We start from the raw sequence: 18398 nt of genomic DNA, 5'->3' as shown, positions 1-18398 counted from the left end.
ATGGCTCTCACTAAGCTCATAAAAAACTTCGCTAAGTGCTCTGCTCAGCAAAAATGGCAAGCTTTCGAAAGTATCGTTTAAGCCTGCCATTAGTTTTTTACTTCATGAATACGACTCCGATAATACCGGATAATTACTCATTTGAAGGTATCTGCCAGTTATTTGCGGCTGCCTCATAATCCTCAGCCTGTTCAAGATTACCAAGTTCCCTATAGCATTCGGAAATCTTATGAAGTGCCATGTCTCCGCCTCTGTGGATTTCAAGTATAGGTGAAGTCTCATATGCCGCATTGTAATACCAGATAATCGCCTCAATAAGATCCCCTTTATTCCTGTAATAGTTACCGAGTTCATAGCACATTTCACTCGATGGAATAGTTGTAAGATCCTTTAAGCAATACTTCAAAATCTCCTCGGTCTTCCCATCCAAAACTGCTATATGAGCCAGAACGCACGCTGCTTCCTTAATCTGATCAAGGTCTCTTCCGTTATCCATTATGGACTCTTCAAAAAATTCCTTTGAAAGCATGAAATCTTCGTCAGTCCCCACCATAAACAGCTCTCTGGCATACATATTGTGAAGTCTTTTACTTATATATTCGCCTTCTCTTATAGCTCTTCTAAATGCGGCTAAATCCCTCTCCCCATGGTCCTCAGTAGGATTATGCTTAACTTCTACATCGCTGTTACAAACCGTGGAGTCAAGCTTTATCATTTCATGTATAGGATCATGCCACACATATTTCCTAATTCTTCTAAAAAGCTTAGGACGCAGCTCTTTGTCATAATTATAAACAGTATTATGACTTAGCTGATTACAGTAATACATCTGAACCACATCAATATCCAGTTCATCTATATCTTTTTTTAACTGCCTGAATCTCTCCCTGTTTTCCTCATCAATCGTCTCATCAGCATCCGCTGTATATATAAAGTCACATGTGGCCTGCTCGAAGGAATAATTTCTGGCATCCGAAAAACTGCCGGTCCATTCAAAATTATAAACCTTAGCGCCGTAGGACTTTGCAATCTCAATTGTCTTATCGGTAGATCCCGTATCAACGATTATCATCTCGTCAACCAGATCTTTGATGCAATCCAGACAGGTTGGAAGCTTTTCCTCTTCATTTTTTACGATCATGCATAAACTAATAGTAATCATAGAACGCACCTCTCACATTCTTTGCCATACTACAATTATCGTCTATTTTGCACTATCTTCTCGAAATTCCGATAATCCTCCATTAATATGTTACTCAAAAGTAAATTAAGTGTCAATATCATTGAACGAAGCCTTCTTCATCAATAGAAACGCCAGGTGAGATTGCACGCATATGGTTAAGTATCGCTGTTTTCCTGTCACCGGTTGCTTCAGCTACCGTGCAGCCACTCTGAACAGCCGGAACAAACTGCAGCTGCGTATGGCCGTCTGTATAGATATTTACCCTCAAAAGCCCGGTATCCAGCTCTTTTGAATTAAACAGATAATTTCCAAGACTGTAAACCACAGGTATTCCATTTATATAACCTATTTTCTGCAATATGTGAGGATGTGCTCCAACAATCAGATCTGCACCGGCATTAGCAATTTCAGGTCCCTGCTTTTCCTGCCACCAGTCGATTTCTTCTTTATTCTCAGTTCCCCAGTGTATGCAGACAATTACATAAGCTCCTGTGCTTTTGGCTTCCTTTATTCTGCTTACAAGCTTTGTTATATCAAGACATCTAAACACACCCGGAGAGGAATCAGTTGCCCCTTTTGTATCAGGATTATCAATCCTCTCTATCTCCGTTGCCGCTATTATTGCTATTTTCAACCCATTTGAGGCCATATAATACACAGGGTGAGAAGCTTCATCCAAATTAGCTCCAGCGCCGACTCTTGCCACTCCTACACTGTCTATTGCAGATAATGTATCCAAAAGGGCTGTCTGTCCATAATCATACGCATGATTATTAGCCAGTGTAGCTACATCAACCCCCATCTGATTCAAAAGCTCTGCTGATGATGGTTCTGCTCTGAATGTAAAGGTCTTCCCCTCTGTCGGAGTCCCTCCGTATGAATATGGGAATTCATTATTCACAACCATTATGTCGGCACTTCTCATATAAGAAAGAAGACTGCCTCCAATAACCCCATCTATGCCGCCGCCATTCTGCCTTATCTTATTCATGATGGCATATCCCGGATCAAATAAAATATCCCCTGCAAATGCGAGAGATACATAGTCAGCGTTTTGTGGTGTTATCAGGTGTTCCCACTGAGGATCCGTTATCGAAGCTTCATCTACAACTGCTATTTCTTCAGAATTATCCTCATTATCATCTGCATTTGCGTCGCCAGCCTCAGAATTATCTTCAGTATCATCTGTCTGCTGATTCTCAGCCCCCTCCAAATCTTTCGCATTTGGATCATTAACAAACTGATTAGATTCCAATCCACCATCCGCTTTAGAACTATTATTCAAGGCAGGGTCTTCAATCTTAGTGGCTCCGGGAACCCTCGCCTGCGTATCACTTTCAAGTGATTCCTCTTCCGCTATATTATCTATATTCCTATTCTTTGCACCCATTGCAAACAACACAATGGCTCCTATTGAAAGTGTTAGCAGAAAAGCAATCACCGACGCAATTACAGCTGCATTTAGTCCGGTTGATTTTTTCCCATTCTTATTGCGTTCATCATTATAACTATCTTTTTTCATAATATTAACGCAGAGATTTTAATCTCATCTCTGCCTCATCTCCCGTAAATATCGTAAACGATATTAGAAATTGCCTACTGTCGTTGGCAGCACCGGATCTTGCTCACCGAAGTGGCATATCCCCTACAAAATCCGCATAAGGCCCTATAGTAAGCAGCAGGCATATCTGCTGTTTACTATAGAATAACACAAATATGTGACTTCTTGTGGGCAAAAAGGGAAGGTTAGATTCCTGTTTTTCTGAGAAAAACAAATACCTTTAGTTTTTGGGCAGAAAAAAAGCGCGAAACCATTAACTGATTTCGCGCTTTGTATACTCATTAACAAATATCAACTATAAATTAATATCTGTTTGCAACTACCTTGACACCAGGGCCCATTGTTGTTGCAAGTGAGATGCTCTTAAGGTACTGACCCTTAACTGTTGAAGGCTTAGCCTTAACAATAGCATCCATAAGAGCTGTAAAGTTCTGCTCAAGCTGATCCTCTGAGAAAGATGCCTTTCCGATAGGGCAGTGGATGATGTTAGCCTTGTCAAGACGGTACTCAATCTTACCAGCCTTGATATCGTTGATAGCCTTTGTAACATCCATTGTTACTGTACCAGCCTTCGGGTTAGGCATAAGACCCTTAGGTCCGAGAACCTTACCAAGACGTCCTACAACACCCATCATGTCAGGTGTAGCAACTACAACGTCAAAGTCAAGCCAACCTTCGTTCTGAATCTTAGGAATAAGCTCCTCACCACCTACATGGTCAGCGCCGGCAGCCTGTGCCTCATCAAGCTTTGTTCCCTTTGCAAATACAAGAACTTTAACAGTTTTACCTGTTCCGTGCGGAAGAACAACCGCACCACGGATCTGCTGATCCGCATGACGACCGTCGCAGCTTGTACGAATGTGTACTTCAACAGTCTCATCAAATTTTGCAGTAGCAGACTTCTTTACTAAAGAGATTGCTTCTGCAGCTTCATACTGCTGTGCTCTATCAATGAGCTTAGCAGCTTCAACATACTTCTTTCCGTGTTTCATCTCTTAGCCCTCCGTCAGTCTTCTACTACAATACCCATGCTGCGTGCAGTACCAGCGATCATGCTCATAGCACCTTCGATATCAACTGCATTCAGGTCAGGCATCTTTGTCTCTGCGATTTCTCTGATCTTGTCCTTAGAAATTGTTGCAACCTTGTTCTTGTTCGGAACACCGGATGCCTTCTGAAGGTTACAAGCCTTCTTAAGAAGAACTGCTGCAGGCGGAGTCTTTGTGATGAATGTGAAACTTCTGTCTGCATAAACTGTGATGACAACAGGAATGATGACATCACCCTTGTCAGCGGTCTTAGCGTTGAACTGCTTTGTGAACTCAACGATGTTTACACCGTGCTGACCAAGAGCCGGACCAACCGGCGGTGCTGGTGTTGCTTTACCAGCCTGGATCTGTAACTTAATGTATCCTTCGACTTTCTTTGCCATAATGGCACCTCCTAGAAATAATGTGGTCAGGCGCATTCCATGTGTATATCAGCACCTTCGCCATAAAAACCAGCGAAAGCAATACACAAATGCTCCCACTCCAGTTCCCATGAATTGAAATATCTTAATTTCAACCCATCTATATATAGTAGAATATCTACGATATACCTTAAAACAATTAGCTTGTCACTTTACGGACTTCTGTAAATCCGATTTCAACAGGCGTCTCTCTGCCAAACAGATTAACATTGATAGTCGCACTCTGCTTGCCAAAATCCATACGCTGAACAATACCCACTGTACCATTCCAAACGCCTGCAACAACTGCAATCTCGTCGCCTACACCGAAATCAACAGACATGTTCTCAGTCTTGATTCCAAGAGGCTTAATCTCAGCATCTGACAACGGTACCGGCTTGCTTCCCGGTCCAACGAATCCCGTAACACCTCTGGTATTGCGGACAACATACCATGTATCATCATTCATGTCCATATTTACAAGGACATAACCAGGGAACATTTTGCGGCTCACTGTTTTGCGCGCACCATTCTTCATCTCAACTACATCCTGAAGCGGCACACGAACCTCAAAAATCTGGTTCTCCAAATGACGATTTTCAATAGTTTTTTCGAGGTTTGCTTTAACCTTCATCTCATATCCTGAATATGTATGAACAACATACCAGTGAGCGTTCTGGTGAGCAGGACTCTCTGTGGTCTCCACGCCAGCCTCAGTTGCATCAGCAGTTTCCTCAGCTACAGCCTCGGCAGCATCTGTGTTTTCTTCTTCAGCAGAGCCCAAAGTCAGATCGAGTTCATTTTCATTCTGCATCTCTTCTGCCATAATACTCCTTTATCAAATCTTGGTAATGAAGTTAATCACATAACCAAAAGCATAATCAAACACAGCTATAAGAGCTCCCACAATAACAGAAATGATAACCACTGCAGTTGTCTGCTTCGTGATATCTTCTCTTGAAGGCCATATAATCTTATTGAATTCAGCCTTTACACCCTTACAGAAAGCAGAAAGTTTGCTCTCCTGTGCTTTTTTTGCAGCATTATTATCGCTCATATCTAAACCCCCTTAAACTCAAGGACTTTCTCCATACTTATAATGGAATTACTTTGTCTCCTTGTGTGGTGTGTGCTTCTTGCAGAAAGGGCAATACTTCTTAATTTCCATTCTGTCAGGATGTGTCTTCTTATCCTTTGTTGTATCGTAGTTACGGTTTTTGCACTCTGTGCAAGCAAGTGTGATTCTTGTACGCATTGTTCATTCCTCCGTGCGTTATTCTATCGATTTTACCGCCTATTTTAAGGCATAAAAAAAAGACCTAAATTTTCTGTCGCTTGTATAATATAGCATAGGTGCTTTAGAACGTCAACTGTATTTTTTAATTTTTGAATTCAGGATTCTTAAACACTTTTCCTTAGCGCGTTCAGGAAGTAAAATCACCATACTCGGCAAATCCTAAAAATACTTTAGCCTTTTTCTGCTTTTTTTACAATATGTTTATACTTATTTAATTGACGCTATTGCGTACCGGATGATAATGTTAAAGTAATAAAACATGTCTTTGTATGCCCTCGTGTCGGTTGCCAATGGAATGGCAGGAGCACTCGCACGACATCAAGGAAGAAAGGAGGGGCAGCATGGCAGGCATTAGTATTAATGAAGCTTATAATCATTTTGCATCCACTTACGTTGCAAAAGAAAATGCGAATGTAGACAAGCATAAAAAGAGCGAATTGCAGAATGTTTACAAATCTATCGCGAAAATCAATAAAAAATCCCCTCTTCATGTTTTAAAACAGGATGATAATGCCCAGGCGGAGGCCGTGGGTATAAAAGAGCGCGCCCGTTTTCTTAAGAGTCAGCTGGAATCAATCGGAAACGAAGAAAACACGACTCTTGGTAAAAAATCAGCCGTATCTTCTCAACCTGATAACGTAACAGTTGAATATGTGGGGAAACATCAAAGCAACACCACAGAATTTAATATAGAAGTTTCTAATCTGGCAACCAATCAGATAAATGCAGGACATTTTCTTAAACCAGACGAGCCCGTGGATCTTCCAATAGGAAGTTATGCTTTCAACGTGGGCATAAACGGTCACGATTACGAATTTCAATATAGTATCAGAGAAGGCAATACAAATTATGATGTTCAGGCTAAGCTGTCCCGCCTTATAAACAAGGCAGGCATCGGTCTGATAGCCGGAATGCAGTCTGATGATGAAGGAAAAACCACTCTGATAATCGGATCCAGTGATACCGGAGTAAAACCGGGACAGAATCTCAGATTTGAAATAACAGAATCAAAAGCTTCCGAAAATCCTCACAGCGTATCCTATTTCGGACTGAATCTGATTGCACAGGAGCCTGTAAATGCAAGGTTTTCACTTAACGGCACAGAACACACCTCTTCTTCAAACAGATTCACAGTAGGCAATGAGTTTGATATAACCCTTAAAGCAGCAACCGCTCCGGGAGAGCCCGTTACTATCGGTGTACAAAACGAAAGTGATACACTTGTTGAAAACGTCAGATCACTTATTGATGGTTACAATAACTTCCTGGATAGCGCTGATAATATTCAGAGCACCGGTTTTAAAAACACAAAGCTTGTAAGCGAAACCAAAGCAATCGCAGAAAATCACATTAAGGGAATTGAAGATTATGGAGTTTCCCTTAACGAAAACGGTCGAATCAATTACGATCCACAGCGTCTTCGCGATAAATCCGTATCAGGCCCGCCAAAAGGTGTGGTTGTTCCTCTGCAGGAATTCGCAAAAGCTCTTCAAGAAAAAACAGATGAAATCTCTCTGGATCCTATGAAATATGTAGAGCGACCTGTATTTAACTACAAGGATCCTCATGGTGGTGAGGCTCCATCTCCTTACATAACCTCCGAATACAGCGGAATGATGTTTAATAATTACTGCTAAGCTTTTCAAAAATAACAAACATAAAATATCCCGTTCCTATCTCGTGCACGCTGTGCATAATAGATTGGAACGGGTTTTTAGTTTACTTTATTTTTTTAACATCAGGATGAATGTAATGCAGTGACATCATTTCCATACAAAGCAGACAAAACAAAACATTACTCCATCCATTAAATGCCACGAATTATTACGACTATCGTTTGGTTAATTATGAGCGGGTCAGTACATCAGCAGACATATCCAGGGCAGCTGCTATAACCTGATCCATATTGTAATATTTATACTGGCCAAGTCTTCCTCCAAAGAGTACATCACCAAATTCTGATGCAAGCTTCTGATACTCTGCAAAAAGTGCATTGTTCTTCTCATCATTCATCGGATAATAGGGTTCATCCCCTCTCTTCCAGTCAGCGGGATACTCTCTGGTTATTATTGTTCCCTTGCCGGTTCCGAATTCAAAATGTTTATGCTCAATGATTCTGGTGTAGGGAATATCACGTTCAGTGTAATTCACAACCGCATTTCCCTGATAATTATCAACATCAGGAAGGTCCTTCGTTTCAAATTTCAATGATCTGTACTCAAGATTACCAAGCTTATATCCAAAGAATTCATCGATCATTCCTGTGAAAAGAATTTTATCAAAGCTATCCCCATCCACAGACTCAAAAGGTTTTACAGGAACATCGCCATTCATTTTCATAAATTCTTTAAACTCTGTTTCTGTCTTAACCGTGATGCTTCCACTGAGCCCATTTTCAGAAGCGCTCTCAGACTGTTCCTGAAGAAGGAGCTTTTTGACAATTGCTGTGTAGCCACCAATCGGTATCCCCTGAAATCTGTCATTAAAATAGTTATTATCAAAAATAAATCTGAAAGGAAGTCTTCTTATTATAAAAGCAGGAAGCTCTTTGCAATCTTTACCCCACTGTTTTTCTGTGTATCCTTTTACGAGCTTTTCAAAAACATCGCGTCCCGCAAGGGAAAGTCCCTGTTCCTCAAGATTAGCTGCTTCAAAGCCCTCTCTTATATCCTGGCCGCTGGCTGCTGACACTTCCAACTGTTCAGATGCACTTTCATCACCGTTAGCAGCACGCTCCTTGAGAATTCGCTTTACTTCCTTTTTAGCCTGCTCATCTATGATCGCACGAGCTTCATCGGGAGTGCGTATTCCCCAAAGCTTACTGAAAGTATTCATATTAAAAGGAAGATTATAAAGCTCATCATGGTAAATTGCCACAGGTGAGTTTATATACTGATTAAACTCGGTGAAACGATTGATGTACTCCCATACTTTTTTATCGGATGTATGGAAAATATGAGCACCATACTTATGAACATTGATGCCCATTCTGTTTTCAGTGTAAATATTTCCACCAATGTGATCCCTTTTATCTATAACCAGAACCTTCTTGCCCGCTCTTGCCATCTCATGAGCAAATACGCAGCCAAAAAGTCCTGCTCCAACAACTAAATAATCATATTTCATCCTTTTCCTCCTAGATAAAAGATAGTTTATATCTTATTTATTACAATCGGATACAGATATCGCAAGCCATCAATAGACGTGTGCTAACGGTATCCGGCTACCCTGTAATCGCTGATGCACACCACAGCACCAGTAATATACATTATATTATGACTTTCCGAACGATAACAAGGAAAATCGTTCGGAAATCTGGCTTCGCCAGACACATCGTTACTGTTCACACCTTACGGTGCTCACAGCAACTGGTCCAATGCAAAATCCCTACAATATTAAAAAACCCGGAAGCTTTCACTTCCGGGAGAATAGTCAATTTAAAAATTTAAGCGTGATATTTTTCAAGAGCTGTCAGGTCACCCATATAATCGAGAACCTTCTTACGTCCTACCTTGTTAAGCTTTACATACTGCTGCATTACACGATTTTCAACGATTTTATTTCCAAGGTCTGTGCCTTTTTCAAGAGTACTGAAATCAACCGGGTTAAGATTTAGCTTATCACACATTCTAATCACCGTCCCGTAAGCCATACCTTCTATACCTCTGTCCAGTGCTGTAACCAATGTACTATATGGAATTGACATATCTATCGCGAACTGTCTGACACTCTTGTACTGCGCTAAAATTTCTCTTTTAAGTATTTCAGCCTTTGTCATTTCCTTACCTCCTTCTTCATACTACATGATATTACGTCTTACTGTAGCAAAAACAAGTATAACGTATGAACGTTTTTTCGTCACTTATTTTTTTCTTAAATTTTGTAATAAAATTAAATAAATAAATCTTCGATTTTTGGACATAATGACAAAAAGTGCATAAATTCTGAACATTTTGTGTCTTGTCCAAAACTCATGCACATTTTTTCGTGTTTGAAATATTCACTCATTCGACAATATTTAAAATGAAATTTTAGAAAAATTAGAAAATTTCAAAATATTAAACGAAATTACATACAAATTATCCGAAAAATTTCGAAATATTTTTTCGTTATTCCGTAATCTTAACACTAAGCGTTTACAAAATTCTGCCATTTTTAGCTAAATATTTTCCTAATTTTTCAAGTAGTTTCTCCGGATTCTGAGCACCGGCAACCGCACCACCTGCCAGAATATAGTCAAAACTGTGCAAAGGCCACGGGAAAGTTACAATCTCAGGATCCCCGGAAATCATGTCATCTGCCATGAATCCAGATAGGCCTGCAAAAACATCCACTTTTGTGATTCCGGCGGTGAAGCTGTCAGGCATCTGATATTTAATGGCAGAAAGCGTGGTCCCCATACCTGCTTCCAGATCAAGAATACGCAGTACACGATTGTAGAGTCGCAGTCTGATTTCCGGCCGCTGCGCATTATCGGTTTTTTTCTTATTATCTTTTGCAGTATCCGAATTATTTATAAAATCAGTCGCATTTTTATTAGAAGAATTATTGGCACCACTATCACTCTGCGCTATGGCATCCATCAAAGCGGCAATTTTATCATCCTCGGGAAGTGTATAATTCCAGATATCGAACCCCCACTTTTCCATGAACTTCTTTCTGGAATATTCCATGGCGTCCTTCTTTTCAGAAAATCCGCTGCCTCCATGATGATATATAAAGGCATTATGGCATAAAACCTGTCGCCATCCGGCAAGGCACAGACGGATTCCAAGATCGTCATCCTCAAAATAAGCCGGGGAAAATCTTTCATCAAAAAGGAGCTTTTTCTCGCCCGCTGAATCACCTGTCTTAATTAAAAGGTTATTAACCGCCTCCCTTCTTAGTAAAACAGCAAAGCCTGTGAGTCTGCAACGCACCTCGGTGGGATTCCACATAGGCACATTATGATCTTTAGCATATCTTTTAGCGGTTTCCAATGCACTATCCAGACTTATCGTACGCCACCAGCGATGCTCCGATGGCAAAGCTTCTGAATTGATAGAATCGGCAATATCCTTAAGCCTTGAAGAGCCGTTCCATTTTCCTTTCGCATCAATGACGTTAGCAGTAAAATCAACAAGCGGCCGTGCTCCCTCAACAGCAGATGCTGCCAGATAAGGCTGCACAGATTCCATAGAAACTTCCTGAGAAGGCGCACAGTTTGTGACAGCTCCTGCTGCCCCGTTTCTCTTATCTGCATACAGTCCCATCTTTAACCAAAAGAGAGCATTAGGCATAAGAACCGCATCATTGTTTAAGAAAAACACATCATTTTCAGGATTTGAAAGTTCCAGCCCCTCATTACAGCCAGCTGAAAATCCCTCATTTTTATCATTTATTTTAAGCTTAATGTGGCTATCAGAATCTGCCTGCTCTTTCAAAAGCCTCAAAACAGCATCATCGGTGGATGCATTATCTACAAGTATTACTTCATAACCATTTTCAGGACAATATCTCCTGATCGCTCGAAGGCATTCCCTTAAGAGTTCATAATCATTATATGAAACTATTACTATAGAAGTTCCTCGCACATTTGATCGGTCGCTTATATCCTCCAGGGCTTTACGAATGACTTTTTCATCCTCGGGCTCATCGCAAAAATGCAAAGCATTTTCAAAGCAGAGATATGCCTGATCAGCATTTCTATATCTGTAATACAATCCGAGCATAAAGTACAACTCGTAATTGTCGTAGTGCGCCCTGAGCCCTTCAATCAGAACTGCATACTCATCTATGCTGCTTCCGAGCTGCTCAAATTCACCTGCACGTAATATGAATGATTCCGCCGATTCTCTTTTTTCTTCCGTAGCATGAGCCGTCATAACATCCCCCTATAACAAAGTGAAGTCACTTTATCTTCTTTCCAATATATGACGTAAGAGCCAAAAGTAATTTTTGACCTTATCATCATTATATTAACACTATTTCATTTATATGTGTACGGCTGCCTAAATAACCATAAAGTTATAGTTTTTTTATTTTTTTATAATAGTTTTAAAACAGTCAAAACTTTATAATGTAATTAATCGTAAATTTATTAACAAAATCAAGCACAGATTAGTTTCATTCAACTCTACTCTTTGCGATGAAATGGGTAATGTCAGAAAATCACTAAACTGTGAATCGTTATAATGGTCAGTCATAAGGACTACTCTTTATGACCTTATTCAGGAGCAAACATATGGAAACAATTCATGTTACCAGATCATCAATGCCCTCATATGAAGAATATATCGAAGCCATCAAGCCTCTTTGGGACTCGCATTGGCTGACAAATATGGGCAAATACCATAAAGAACTGGAGAAACAACTACGGGAATATCTTGATGTTCCATATGTTTCCCTTATGGTTAATGGACATTTGTCCCTTGAACTTACCCTTCAATCCTTCGGATTCCCGGAAGGCTCTGAAGTTATAACCACTCCTTATACATTTATTTCTACAACTCATGCTATTGTAAGAAACAGACTTGTTCCGGTATTTTGTGACATAAAGCCTGAGGACGGCACAATTGATGAGAGTAAGATTGAAGACCTGATTACAGAAAAGACTGTCGCAATAATGCCTGTCCATGTATACGGCAACATATGTAATGATGAAGCAATCGCAAAAATCGCATACAAATATAACCTGAAGGTCATCTACGATGCGTGCCATGCTTTTGGAGAAAGGATAATATCAGAAGATACAAAAGGAAATAAGACATATCGCGGTGTCGGAAATCTCGGACATGCCTCGGTATTTAGTTTTCATGCGACAAAGGTATTTAATACAGTTGAAGGCGGCGCTTCAGTTTTTAAAGATCCGGAATTATATGAAAAGCTATATAATCTGAAAAACTTCGGAATCCGCGGCGAAGAGCTTGTTGTGGCAGTCGGTGCAAACGCTAAAATGAACGAACTCTGCGCCATCATGGGATTATGTAACTTAAAGCACATTGAAAATGCCATTGCAGCAAGAAAAAAATGCAATGACAAATATACGAGCGCTCTGGTCAGCGTTCCCAGAATAAAGCTGCTCACTCCCAGAGAGGACGTAACAAGAAATTATGCCTACTATCCGATAATAGTGGCTGATGGCTATAAATGTACCAGAGATGAATTATATCTGAAGCTTAGAGAGCATAATATTTTCCCCAGAAAATACTTCTATCCCATCACTTCAGATCAGGCATGCTTCAAGAATAAATATAAAAATTGCAAGCTGGATGCGGCAAGAGATATGGCTGACCACATTCTTATGCTTCCGATTTTTGAAGATCTGTCTCCGGAGGACCAGGACAGAATCCTGGATATAGTGCTTAACCCAAACAAGATGCATTAGTGCTTTCTATATTTTAATTTCTTCCTCTGCTCCTCTTCGATTGGAAGAATCTCAGTATCTTTATAGTGAAGTGCTTCGTATACTGCATCAAGATTTCTCTTTAACTTACGTATTCCATCCGGTTCAAGGGATGCTGCATGATCCGTGCCTTTCCAGGTACGGTCAAGGGTATAATGTCTCTCAATATAGCTTGCGCCAAGGGTATACGCTGCCACATCCACAGCTATCCCAAGGTGATGTCCGGAAAATCCGATAGCCTTAACCCTGTCCTCATACTGCTGCCTCATACGAGTAATCTCAAGAAGGCATACATCCTTAAAAGGCACAGGATATCCAGAAGTACAGTTGTAAAGAACCAGATCCTTTGCACGTCCCTTCTTTTCAAAGAGCGATACTATCTGCTCCTCTTCTTCACGCTTTGTCATTCCAAAAGAAAGCTGCATCTCGCCCTCATAATTGTCACAGAGCCATTCAAGCATTTCATAATGTGTATTGCAGGCGGAAGGAATCTTAATAAATCGGGGATTTAAACCTGTAATTTCTCTGGCACTTGTCATATCCCACACTGAAGTTGAATAAATTATGCCAACTTCCTCACACCACTTCTTAAGTTGTGCGTGCTGGTCAACATCAAACTCAAGAAACTCCCTGTGTTCGCCATAAGTCTTCCCATAGGAATTGTAAGGATTTGGATGAGGTGCGTTATATTGTTCCTCTGTCAATAGTTCTTTAGGACAACGCTTTTGAAACTTGATTGCATCCGCTTTACAGAAATACGCGGCAACATTTATAAGTTCATGGGCGATATCCATCTGCCCCATGTGATTACAACCTGCTTCTGCTATAACTATTGGTTTTCTATATTCCATATTATCCTACCTCTATAAACGCTGATTTATATCTGACTCAATTCAGTTGGATGCGGATACCAATAAATTATTTTCAAGTATATAGTCTATTATGTCTCTTACGGCACCGTGTCCACCTGGTTCCTTAGCGATATATTTTGCCACAGCCTTAACGCTTTTATGTCCATCTGCTACGGTACATGGAAAACCCACGTTTTTCATGACCTCAAGATCATTGACATCATCACCGACAAAAGCTACATTTTGCATATCAATGCCGTGTTCCCTGCAAAGTTGCCTTACGGTTCTGAGCTTATCCTTGCAACCGGATTCATAAATATTAAGCTTTAGCTTCTCGACCCTTCTCTTATTTATATCGACATTTTCCCCCGTCACAATACCCACAAGCACACCATTTTCTCGAAGGAGTTTCATCCCCATTCCATCCTTGGTGTTATATTTCTTTAAAAAATCGCCTTCAGGAGAATAATACATACCTGCATCAGTAAGACAGCCATCACAATCTGTCAGGAACATTTTTATTTCAGGAATATCATTGTCACATATTTCTGAGGAAGAGGCATTGTCGCATTGTTTTATTAACTCAGGATTATCAATGATTTGCATTGAAGTCTTATGATTGCCATAACCAAGCCTTTTCTTCATAAGTCCCTCGATAATCTCCCAATCTGAGGGCTCATCTATCTCAAAAAATGTATCATCAGGCATCTCTACCGCCTTAATATTTCCGGATAGACGATTTTTACTTTTAAGTAAATCTTCTCTTGATGTGATATAAAACGCACCATTCTCGACAAGATATCCATCAAAATCCTGACGTCTCGGTCTTTTGAAAACATCATAATTAGTCGGATGCGCATATCCATTATCGTCTATGCCCCAGTTGAATCTCTTTTGTCTTACCACAGAAAGCACACTGTCAACGCCCTGCTCGTCAAATGCTTCAAATCCTTTGTCCAGATCATCAGAAGACAAAAGAGGAGATGTAGCCTGAATCAAAACCATATTGTCAAACTCATGGCTTGAAGCAAATTCAAGCATTGCAAATTCTGTAGAAGCTGTGTCAGTAGCAGATTCCGCAGAGCGACCGATTATCTCTAATTTGCCAAACATACCACTTTTCTTCTCGCTTATGCCTCCGGCATTTTCCTTCCCTTTACCGGCATCGCGCTCAGATGATACACCAGATTCATTGCTGCCATGATTTCCGTCATTATAACCAGTGAAACCATGATCGCCACCATTATGACAAGTACAAATATTATCTTCCCTGCAACATTCCAGAAGCACTTTCTTAATCTCAGAACTGTCTGTCGCAACATAGACTTTATCAATATACCCGCATTCACAGGCCGCCTTCACCGTCCAGTAGACCAATGGTTTTCCACATATCGGTTTAATATTTTTTAAAGGTATGGATTTACTGCCGCCTCTCACAGGAATAAATGCAACGTTCATATCTACATTCTCCAATCAATAAGACTCTCTATCATATCAACATCAAAAACCGGTATCCCACATTTTTCCTTTATCCTCTTCCGCTCAGCAAAAGAGTCATCAATAAAAATTGCCTTTTTATCGATTATATGATCACTCTTATCCTCTTCCCTAGAAAGGACAATGATTTCATCAAATAACTCTTCCGATATTCCCGCATTCTTCAAATCCACATGAAGGTCTGTAGAATGTTTACTTAAGAGAATAATTCTCTTTCCGGCATTCCTTGCCTGATACAGAAACCTCATGGCATCAGCGTTTACCTTATCCTCAAGCGTGAGCGTATCATCATAATCAAGGTAAACAGTATCGTATTCTATTCCAATCCTGAAAGCGCTATAAAAAGCTCTGTCCAGAACTATATCGTAGTCATTATCTATTATCGAAACCGGATATCCCCAAAAAGTAAAAAGCGTCAGCATAGGAAAATTAATCCCGCAGTTTCTGTAAAGTCCGGCTGTCCCGGGAATCCTTGGCGAAACCTCCATTAACCTGTACTCGCCATCCACCTTCTTTTTAACCTGGAAAAACCACGCACCCTTGAAGCTAAGCTTCTCATTTAGCTTTTCCGCGATCATCATTACATAGTCATCCGTAGACATACTTCGAGAACGAACACTTATCCCTGTTTTTATCCTGTCTCTGCTGCGCTGCCTGCAAAATAAAAGTTTCCCATCTAAATCAGTAAAACAATCAACTGTATATTCATCACCGGGAAGATATTCACAAATAACCATTTTTCCATCCGAGTTATCCACAAATTTCTCATCAACTATGTGTATTTCTCTGTTTTTTCCAGGGGAAATATTCTGAGTATGGTTTTCACCCTTTGATCGAAAGTCGTTTTTTACATCAATACCGTTTAACTTGTTCACGCGGGAGTCTTGCGCATCATTACATTTTTGTCGGTCCACCTTGGAGTCTTGCGCGGCCAATATTCTCTCAAGCTCTTCGCGGTTATTGATTTTCTTTACTCCAACAGAACCCTGGCCAACCGCAGGCTTAATAAACACAGGATACTCATCAATATCATCAGGGGTATCATATGTCCTTGGAATAAATACCTCCCCGTCGAAGTATTCATAGGTTCTCTGTTTTGACCTGCATATCTTAGTCGTGTGCTCATCAGTAATTATTACCTGCGCATGAATCTCTTCTGCATGTTCACTGAAAAACAGACACACACTATCATGGGCCGGATATACGCAATCTATATCATACTCATCAATCACTTTATTAAGATAATCCAGGAAACCATCATCATTCACATAGGGAAAACCACCAATAAGACGCTCATAAGTAAAATCCGCGTGATCAGACGTACTGCTTCCACCGAACAATCTTACAAACTTCGAATACTTCAAAGAATTCTGTATTTCAAATGCAATCTCAGTCCCCGCAGGGAATATCAATATATTTTTCTGCAAAATGTCCCCCCTCGTAAAGCACATCGCATAATTATTATTGCACTAACAGATATACTAATTTTAGTACATTATCATTTAAATAACCAGCATTGCGGATTCTTTCTTAATTATCATGTGTAAATATTTAATCCAATACTATTATTAAATTATCAGATGAAATTCAATAATCTTTGGCTTTCCTGATGTCATTATTATTCAGCAAATTCTTTAATAATCCTGGAAATCTCATCTAGATTAAGCTTGAGCTTACCTTCATAAAGTGATATTTCATACTCTCCCTTAAGTGGCACTGTTACAGGAGTGACATCCTCATCCATAAAGTTATAAGAAATCAGCACCCTCTTTTTGGGATCGATCATCAGGTACTCCTTAACACCGGCTTTGCAGTATTTATCACTTTTTACAAACATGTCTCGTCGCCTGGTATCAGGGGCAATTATCTCCATTATAAAATCAGGAGCACCAAAGATTCCCTTATCTTTTACCTTGTTCCTGTCACACACTATAATAATGTCCGGCTTAACTACTGTCTTATCATCACCTTCAAACTGCACATCTACAGGTGCGTAGATAACTATGTCCGGAATATTGTTTTTCCTGATAAAATTGTGAACACACTCAAAAACCAGACCGCTTATCATCTGATGAACCGGGCCCGGAACAGCCAGATCATATAAACTCCCATCAATCAGTTCAACCCACTTATCTTTTGACAGAGAATAATAATCGTTTACTGTATAATCGCCATCCTTTTTTCTTCGAAAGCCGGAAACACTTCTGTCACCGTACACAAACTCTTTCTCACTAAGTCCTGCAGTGGCCTCCTCATATTCCGGATAAGACACACTGCTATTTTGCTCGTATGCGTAGGCACGCCCGGTATATACGGATTCATCTCCCATAAGGACTTTCTCAATTGCATCAAGAGTAGCCTTTCTGGGATTCCTGGTTGCTCCTGCAAAAATCCTTTGAAGTGTAACAACCGGAACTCCGGTATAATCCGAAAGCTGAGCAAAACTATATCCTCTTGATTCCTTAATCTTATTCATCTCTTCTATTGTCATAGATAATTATCTCCAATCCACGCAGAATACCCGTATTAAATCAAGCCCCCGCAAATCATAGTGATATCAAAATCAGCATCATTCATTTTCACATTATATCGTTTCATATCTTAAGTCAAATTTTCAGATGTCTCAGTTTTTTCGCGCATCCTCTAATTGATTGCCAGATGTCTCAGTTTTTTTGCGCATCCTCAAATTGAAATAGAATTTGTATAATCTAAGTATATTCTATCACACACATGCACTCACACATTATGATATACTAAAAGCAGTAAGAATCTGCTTGGGAGGTTGGCATGGGTATTTATATCAATCCCGGAAACGCGGGATTTGAAGCAATCATTAATGGTGAATACATCGACAAAACAGGGATGATAGCCCTTATAAATAGAAACATGGGCAAAGCCAAGAACCTGATATGTATCAGCAGACCCAGACGATTTGGAAAATCGTATGCTGCACAAATGCTCTCAGCTTACTATGATTGTTCCTGCGATTCATCAAGACTGTTTGATGGTTTTGAAATTGCAGGCGATTCCAGCTATTCCACTAATTTAAATAAATATACAGAAACTACCCAGCCGGCCTGAAGGAATATGGCAGTGATATTCTTCTTGTAGGCATCAACTATGATAAAGATGCCTCAACCGGTAGCCAAAATTATAAACATCATACATGTAAAAT

Annotated in this window: 17 protein-coding genes; 3 read left to right on the top strand and 14 right to left on the bottom strand. The window is 40.0% G+C overall.

The annotated features are described in order from the left end of the window. Window positions 1-133: 133 nt before the first annotated feature. The 7 genes from T501_RS02685 to rpmG all read right to left on the bottom strand — a co-directional run bounded on the left by T501_RS02685 (window position 134) and on the right by rpmG (window position 5449). Window positions 134-1162 carry a tetratricopeptide repeat-containing glycosyltransferase family 2 protein gene (locus T501_RS02685; protein ID WP_026511783.1) on the bottom strand — a complete coding sequence of 343 codons (1029 nt, stop codon included), beginning with the start codon at window positions 1160-1162 and terminating at the stop codon, window positions 134-136. Between the two features lie 118 nt (window positions 1163-1280). Beyond that, the gene (locus T501_RS02680) at window positions 1281-2705 is read right to left on the bottom strand and encodes a CapA family protein (protein ID WP_050008089.1); all 1425 of its coding nucleotides are present in this window, start codon (window positions 2703-2705) and stop codon (window positions 1281-1283) included. A gap of 341 nt (window positions 2706-3046) precedes the next feature. Continuing rightward, window positions 3047-3736 carry a 50S ribosomal protein L1 gene (gene rplA / locus T501_RS02675; protein ID WP_026511781.1) on the bottom strand — a complete coding sequence of 230 codons (690 nt, stop codon included), beginning with the start codon at window positions 3734-3736 and terminating at the stop codon, window positions 3047-3049. Between the two features lie 14 nt (window positions 3737-3750). Next, the gene (gene rplK, locus T501_RS02670; RefSeq protein ID WP_026511780.1) at window positions 3751-4176 is read right to left on the bottom strand and encodes a 50S ribosomal protein L11; all 426 of its coding nucleotides are present in this window, start codon (window positions 4174-4176) and stop codon (window positions 3751-3753) included. 178 nt (window positions 4177-4354) lie between these two features. Further along, on the bottom strand, window positions 4355-4900 hold the full coding sequence (nusG, locus tag T501_RS02665) for a transcription termination/antitermination protein NusG (protein ID WP_026511779.1): 546 nt from the start codon (window positions 4898-4900) through the stop codon (window positions 4355-4357). Between the two features lie 132 nt (window positions 4901-5032). Beyond that, entirely contained in the window at window positions 5033-5251 is a 219-nt protein-coding gene (secE, locus tag T501_RS02660) for a preprotein translocase subunit SecE (RefSeq protein WP_026511778.1), read from the bottom strand. Between the two features lie 48 nt (window positions 5252-5299). Next, window positions 5300-5449, bottom strand: coding sequence for a 50S ribosomal protein L33 (gene rpmG, locus T501_RS02655; protein WP_022760828.1), 150 nt, complete (start codon window positions 5447-5449; stop codon window positions 5300-5302). A 383-nt stretch (window positions 5450-5832) separates the two neighbouring features. Between rpmG and fliD the strand changes: the two genes are divergently transcribed. After that, window positions 5833-7128 (top strand): flagellar filament capping protein FliD, encoded by a 1296-nt coding sequence (gene fliD / locus T501_RS02650; protein WP_044913102.1) that lies wholly within the window; start codon window positions 5833-5835, stop codon window positions 7126-7128. Between the two features lie 208 nt (window positions 7129-7336). On the opposite strand, the gene T501_RS02645 is transcribed toward fliD, so the two are convergent. The 3 genes from T501_RS02645 to T501_RS02635 all read right to left on the bottom strand — a co-directional run bounded on the left by T501_RS02645 (window position 7337) and on the right by T501_RS02635 (window position 11355). Continuing rightward, window positions 7337-8617 carry a UDP-galactopyranose/dTDP-fucopyranose mutase family protein gene (locus tag T501_RS02645; RefSeq protein ID WP_044913100.1) on the bottom strand — a complete coding sequence of 427 codons (1281 nt, stop codon included), beginning with the start codon at window positions 8615-8617 and terminating at the stop codon, window positions 7337-7339. 319 nt (window positions 8618-8936) lie between these two features. Beyond that, the gene (locus tag T501_RS02640) at window positions 8937-9269 is read right to left on the bottom strand and encodes a hypothetical protein (RefSeq protein WP_026511775.1); all 333 of its coding nucleotides are present in this window, start codon (window positions 9267-9269) and stop codon (window positions 8937-8939) included. 358 nt (window positions 9270-9627) lie between these two features. Then, on the bottom strand, window positions 9628-11355 hold the full coding sequence (locus T501_RS02635) for a glycosyltransferase family 2 protein (protein ID WP_044913097.1): 1728 nt from the start codon (window positions 11353-11355) through the stop codon (window positions 9628-9630). 359 nt (window positions 11356-11714) lie between these two features. Here T501_RS02635 and T501_RS02630 point away from each other — a divergent pair, with 359 nt between their 5' ends. Beyond that, window positions 11715-12857, top strand: a complete 1143-nt coding sequence (locus tag T501_RS02630; RefSeq protein ID WP_044913095.1) for a DegT/DnrJ/EryC1/StrS family aminotransferase — start codon at window positions 11715-11717, stop codon at window positions 12855-12857. On the opposite strand, the gene T501_RS02625 is transcribed toward T501_RS02630, so the two are convergent. From T501_RS02625 to T501_RS02610, 4 genes are all read right to left on the bottom strand, one after another. Beyond that, on the bottom strand, window positions 12854-13726 hold the full coding sequence (locus T501_RS02625; RefSeq protein ID WP_044913093.1) for an N-acetylneuraminate synthase family protein: 873 nt from the start codon (window positions 13724-13726) through the stop codon (window positions 12854-12856). The two genes, T501_RS02630 and T501_RS02625, sit on opposite strands and share 4 nt — an antisense overlap. Before the next feature lie 42 nt (window positions 13727-13768). After that, the gene (locus tag T501_RS02620; protein ID WP_044913092.1) at window positions 13769-15184 is read right to left on the bottom strand and encodes an acylneuraminate cytidylyltransferase; all 1416 of its coding nucleotides are present in this window, start codon (window positions 15182-15184) and stop codon (window positions 13769-13771) included. A 2-nt stretch (window positions 15185-15186) separates the two neighbouring features. Next, window positions 15187-16650: an ATP-grasp domain-containing protein gene (locus T501_RS02615; protein WP_050008088.1), complete on the bottom strand. Its 1464-nt coding sequence runs from the start codon at window positions 16648-16650 to the stop codon at window positions 15187-15189. Between the two features lie 191 nt (window positions 16651-16841). Continuing rightward, a complete protein-coding gene (locus T501_RS02610) occupies window positions 16842-17714 on the bottom strand; it encodes a Uma2 family endonuclease (protein ID WP_044913089.1) in 873 nt (290 codons plus the stop codon). A gap of 296 nt (window positions 17715-18010) precedes the next feature. Here T501_RS02610 and T501_RS02605 point away from each other — a divergent pair, with 296 nt between their 5' ends. Then, entirely contained in the window at window positions 18011-18304 is a 294-nt protein-coding gene (locus T501_RS02605; RefSeq protein WP_044913088.1) for an AAA family ATPase, read from the top strand. Window positions 18305-18398: the final 94 nt, after the last annotated feature.

The sequence above is a fragment of the Butyrivibrio sp. WCE2006 genome, assembly GCF_000701985.1.
GTDB lineage: Bacteria > Bacillota > Clostridia > Lachnospirales > Lachnospiraceae > Butyrivibrio.
Note: the sequence above shows the minus strand (reverse complement) of the source record. Positions and strands in the feature narration are given on the sequence as shown.